The sequence below is a fragment of the Tateyamaria sp. genome (assembly GCF_059783535.1).
Window position 1 is genome coordinate 1 of record NZ_JBYNDP010000190.1, and the last position, 5,229, is coordinate 5,229.

The 5,229-nt window shown below is 57.5% G+C and carries 7 protein-coding genes; 3 read left to right on the top strand and 4 right to left on the bottom strand.

Annotated features, from left to right (window positions below):
• On the bottom strand, positions 1–580 hold a 580-nt coding region (locus tag AC6RA8_RS20855; protein WP_500355530.1), incomplete at its 3' end, for a DHH family phosphoesterase.
• Positions 581–1,117: 537 nt separating this feature from the next.
• Between AC6RA8_RS20855 and AC6RA8_RS20860 the strand changes: the two genes are divergently transcribed.
• Positions 1,118–1,792, top strand: a complete 675-nt coding sequence (locus AC6RA8_RS20860; protein ID WP_500355532.1) for a DUF2161 domain-containing phosphodiesterase — start codon at positions 1,118–1,120, stop codon at positions 1,790–1,792.
• Between the two features lie 21 nt (positions 1,793–1,813).
• Here the strand turns inward: AC6RA8_RS20860 and AC6RA8_RS20865 are convergent, their stop codons facing one another.
• From AC6RA8_RS20865 to AC6RA8_RS20875, 3 genes are all read right to left on the bottom strand, one after another.
• Positions 1,814–2,314: a helix-turn-helix transcriptional regulator gene (locus AC6RA8_RS20865; protein WP_500355534.1), complete on the bottom strand. Its 501-nt coding sequence runs from the start codon at positions 2,312–2,314 to the stop codon at positions 1,814–1,816.
• Between the two features lie 66 nt (positions 2,315–2,380).
• A complete protein-coding gene (locus AC6RA8_RS20870; protein WP_500355536.1) occupies positions 2,381–2,662 on the bottom strand; it encodes a PepSY domain-containing protein in 282 nt (93 codons plus the stop codon).
• A gap of 146 nt (positions 2,663–2,808) precedes the next feature.
• Positions 2,809–3,795, bottom strand: coding sequence for a TraB/GumN family protein (locus AC6RA8_RS20875; RefSeq protein WP_500355538.1), 987 nt, complete (start codon positions 3,793–3,795; stop codon positions 2,809–2,811).
• A 221-nt stretch (positions 3,796–4,016) separates the two neighbouring features.
• Between AC6RA8_RS20875 and AC6RA8_RS20880 the strand changes: the two genes are divergently transcribed.
• Positions 4,017–4,304 (top strand): co-chaperone GroES, encoded by a 288-nt coding sequence (locus AC6RA8_RS20880; protein WP_147109029.1) that lies wholly within the window; start codon positions 4,017–4,019, stop codon positions 4,302–4,304.
• 51 nt (positions 4,305–4,355) lie between these two features.
• The coding region (groEL, locus tag AC6RA8_RS20885; RefSeq protein WP_500355541.1) for a chaperonin GroEL at positions 4,356–5,229 on the top strand (874 nt) is incomplete at its 3' end.

Here is a 5,229-nt window from a genome sequence, read left to right on the forward strand (position 1 = left end):
AGGCCGACACGTCTGATTTCGCCTCGAACATCTCGGACGCATAGGCGGTCAGATCAACATCCAGATCCTTCGCCAGATCATGGGCAATCGCCTTGTCTTCCTGCGTCGTTGTGGGCGAGCGGAATTCCAGCGTGTCCGACAGGATGCACGACAACATCGCGCCTTTCACGCCTGTTGGCATCTGCGCCATGTCCTTGCCAATCATCTTCCACATGATGGTCGCGGTGCAGGCCAACGGCTCAATGCGGATATCGATTGGGCCCTTTGTTTCCAAACCGCCTACCAACTTGTGGTGATCAATGATGGCCGTGATGTCGGCATCGTTGATGGCATCGGGCAGCTCGGCAGGGTTGTTGGTGTCTACGATGACAACCGGTTGGTCGGCATCCACACCGTCGATGATGCGCGGCTTGGGCAGGTCCCACTTTTTCAGAACAAAGGCAGCCTCGGTGTTGGGCTCGCCCAGGAGCACAGGTTCGGCCTGCACGCCCTTGATCTCATTCAGATACCACGCCCAGATGATGGGTGAACCGGTGGAGTCCGTATCAGGCGACTTATGGCCAAAAACGAGCGTTGTCATAGTGTGGATTCCTTTGGGAGAAGAGAATTTGGCGCCCTTATAGCAAGGTTGGCCTGCGTGTCACGGGGGCCGGTCAGAGTGCAATTGTCGCGCCTGACGATCCGTTGTATGTTGTTCGAACACAAACCAAGGAGTGCTCTGAAAATGAACAAGCTGGCCTGACTGCCCACCTGTTCCGCGCATGACATGCGCATCTTTTCAGAGGAGCGTTTTCCAATGGACAAGCCTGCCTGACCCGCATCTGCGGGGATCGTTCTGTACGCAAGTGCAGTCCCATCCAACTCAGACAGAAGGGGCACCCCATGCCCATATCCAAGAAAAAAGCCCGCAAGCCGGGCGACACCCGCACCACATCGCAACCCCGCAAGCCAGTTGCGCAGCGGCCCAGCATCAACCGACGCCCTGGCCACATCCTACAGACGCAGGTGCGTGGCGGGCGTCCACCGCGCTTCCCCGGCCGCACCGGCGGGCGATAGGGCTTGCCAACGGTCCCGTGCGTGGGGTTTCCTCGCACGGGCCAACTGCCTGGAAACACACGTGACAACCCGCGAAACAGACCTCTACCCACCCGTCAAAACCTTCCTCGAAGGGCAGGGATACGTGGTGAAGTCCGAGGTTGGGGCGGCCGATGTCGTTGCCGTCCGGGGCGGAGAACCACCGGTCATCGTCGAGTTGAAGCTGGGCTTCTCGCTTGCACTTGTGCACCAATGCATCGCCCGGCTTGGGGTCAGCGATGATGTCTACATGGCCGTTGAGCGTGGCAAGGGAAAACGCTTTCTCAAGGCGACAAAGGACATGACGCGCCTGTGCCGCCGCCTTGGCCTTGGCCTTCTCACCGTGCGTCTGTCAGACGGACTGGTACAGGTCCATTGCGATCCCGGCCCCTATGCGCCGCGCAAGAACGCTAAGCGGCAGGGGCGGTTGCTCAAGGAATTTGCCGCCCGGCAGGGCGATCCGAACGATGGGGGCCAGACCCGGGTAGGGCTAATCACCGCTTACCGTCAGGACGCGCTGAAGCTGGCACTGTTCCTGTATGAGGTCGGCGCCAGCAAGGGCGCGGACGTTGCGCGCGAAACGGGTGTGCCACGGGCCACGACGATGATGCGGGATGATCACTACGGCTGGTTCGAAAAGGTCGAAAAGGGTGTGTACGGTCTGACCCCGAAGGGCGCAGAGGCGGTAGATCGGTCCGGGGATGTACTGGGAATGTGATGGGGCTGATTGCTGAACATGTCACGCGTTGGCGGGAACCAGCGTGTCCGCCATCAGATCATCCAGAAACAAGCTGAGAAGCTGCAGCCGCCCGGACACATCCGCCTTTCGATAGAGCGCTGCGCATTGCGCCTTTACCGTGCCCTGAGCAGTGTCGCGCAGCTTTGCCATCTCCGATACGGAAAACCCCTTCAGCGCCAAAATGGCAACTGCGCGTTCTGCCTCGGTCAACTTCCATTCCTCGAACCGCGTTTCAAGCAAGTCGGAAAAAGCACCCGAGGCGATCTTCAACTGATCCGTTATCTGGTCTTCGCGCCGCATCATGCGCCGCAGTTCCGACGCCGAAAAGGCGAGTCCGAAAAACAGCGCAATTGTCACCAACGCTTCAATCACATCACTTTCGACCACAGGATTGTTCAAGCCAGGCAAGAGCAGATCAAACGTGATGTCGAAGAGGAAATAAGCGCAGCATAAGGCTTGCAGCAAAAAGAGGGTCCACAAGGTTGTGTGGCGTGTTGGCATGGTCGCATCCATAAGGTTCTGCCCGGGTCGATCTGTCCCGGGCAGCGTCTTCAAAGTGGGGTGATCTTAGCTGTCGTCGTCATCCTCGTCATCTTCAAGTTCGATTTCGGTCACAAGGCCAGTATCCATGGACACCTCGATTTCATAGCCGACGTCATCAAGCATGACTTCGGCTTCAATTTCGCCGTCCTCGATCTCGATTTCCTGCACGACATAGCCCATGTCGATCAGAGCTTTCCGAACATCGGCCTCTGATGTTCCAAGGGTCTGGCCGATATCAACACCGGCAATTGCAATGCCGGGCACGATCAGGGCGGCCAGAAGGGCGGGTTTTATCAGGGTGGTCATGGTCATCTCCAATATGTGTATACGTGCCGCATGTCGTGCGGCTGAAGATGATTTGCGGCGGCATCGCGCTGTTCTGAATTGGACTTTCGACCGAAATCAAACCGCATATGCCGAAGGTTTATGACGCATTGAGGCCGGATTGCTGGTCAAAAGGGGAGGCGCTCCAGCCTAAACCCACGATCTGACAATTGCTGCAACAAGCCAGACTCACCCGACAAATGCGCAGCCCCCACGGCGATGACGATATTCGCCTCTGCGCGCGCGTCGATCCGGTCCATCCAGGCCAGATTCCGTTGGACGAGCAGCTCCTCCATCATGTCGTCGAACAGAACGTCAAATTCACCTTCCGGAAGATCGACCTGACCCCGCGAAAAAACGCGCGAGAATGCAAGAAGTTCGCCATGCTTCTCATCGAAATAGCTTTCGACCGTTGTTGCGGTCGAATCCACGATGAATTGTTCCATCTGTGCGATCATCGGCAGAAACCGCACCTGTTCCTCGATCGGCTCTGATCCAAGCAGGGCGATCAAATCCTGATGGGTTTCCAATTCGACTATTGGAACGTCCGCAGCAGTGGCCCGGGCCATGACCATCTTGTCCAATCCAACCTTTCCTGCATGCAGATCAGCCATGGCGCAGGGGGCAATGCCCAGAGTAAGGGATAGGAACCATGGCTGGTACTTCGCGGCCATGAAGGGTGGAACGCCACGAGCCTGCGCCGCCTCGGACAACACAGTCCAGGTTTCGGGTGAAACAAGGTCGATCAGGCTTGGGCCATCTGACAGAAACGCGATGGATGGGTCGGTTGCGATGGCATTCAGCAGTGCAGCTTCTTCCTTGGCCGTGATCTCGACCATCAACAGGTCGGCGGTTTCAACCACCGGCCCCAACCGATCCACAATGGGTTCCATACGCTCATCGAAGATATGCATGGTGCCGACAAGGTTGATCACTTGGTCGTCCCGAACTGCACGCCAATGGTTTCCCTCGGAAAACGGCAGGCTGGTTGAAATCGCAGAAATCTCATCCCGCGCGGCATCATCCAGCGTGGGGCGCAGATCATTGCCGGTGCACGCAGCGTGCGCCGCCAACGGCACAATAAGTGATAGAGCCAACAAAAGCTGTCGAACCATCCTGCATTTCCTTTTTGCCTGCCCGCGCCGAACGCTAAGTCAGCTCCGCCGCATTGCCAAGGATGTGTCAAAAAACCTTTGCAAAATTATGGCGGCGGCACTGGTTGACTCATGCCCGAGGCTTCCTTACGTACGCAACGTTATCACTCAAATGTATTGAGTGCTAACGGCCCTCGATCGGGGGCCAAGGGAGTAACTTTGAGCCTCAAGGAGCTGCAAAGATGGCATTGAAACCGCTTCATGACCGCGTGCTTGTACGCCGCACGGAAAGCGAAGAGAAAACCGCTGGTGGGCTGATCATCCCCGACAGCGCAAAGGAAAAGCCCAGCGAAGGCGAAATCGTCTCCGCAGGCCCCGGTGCCCGTAAGGACAGCGGTGAGCTGATCGAGATGGGTGTGAAAGCCGGCGACAAGGTGCTGTTCGGCAAATGGTCCGGCACCGAAGTCACCATCGACGGCGAAGAGCTGCTGATGATGAAAGAATCCGACATCATGGGGATCATCGAGTAAGCGGCCCCGCTTCTCTGATCTCTGGACGAAACTCTCACAGGAGAATTGAATATGGCTAAGGACGTCAAATTCGACACAGATGCCCGCGGGCGCATGCTGACCGGCGTGAACATTCTGGCTGACGCCGTCAAAGTCACCCTGGGCCCCAAAGGCCGCAACGTGGTGCTGGACAAATCCTTCGGCGCACCCCGCATCACCAAGGACGGTGTATCGGTTGCCAAGGAAATCGAACTGGAAGACAAGTTCGAAAACATGGGCGCGCAAATGGTCAAAGAAGTGGCCCAGCGCACCAACGACGAAGCGGGTGACGGTACAACAACCGCAACCGTGCTGGCGCAAGCCATCGTTAAAGAGGGCATGAAATCGGTTGCCGCTGGCATGAACCCGATGGACCTCAAGCGCGGCATTGACACAGCAACAGCCAAAGTCGTCGAAGCCATCAAAGCCGCGTCGCGTGAAGTCAGCGACAGTGCCGAAGTGGCTCAGGTCGGCACCATCTCCGCCAACGGCGAAGCTGAAATCGGCCAGCAGATCGCGGACGCGATGCAGAAGGTTGGCAACGAAGGCGTCATCACTGTTGAAGAGAACAAGGGTCTGGAAACAGAGACCGATGTTGTCGAAGGTATGCAGTTCGACCGTGGCTACCTGTCGCCCTACTTCGTGACCAACGCGGACAAAATGACCGCCGAGCTCGAAGACTGCATGATCTTGCTGCACGAAAAGAAACTGTCGTCGCTGCAGCCGATGGTTCCGCTGCTCGAGTCGGTGATCCAGTCGCAAAAGCCTCTGCTGATCATCGCGGAAGATGTTGAAGGCGAAGCGCTCGCAACTCTGGTTGTGAACAAACTGCGCGGCGGCCTGAAAATCGCAGCTGTCAAAGCACCTGGTTTCGGCGACCGCCGCAAAGCCATGCTGCAGGACATCG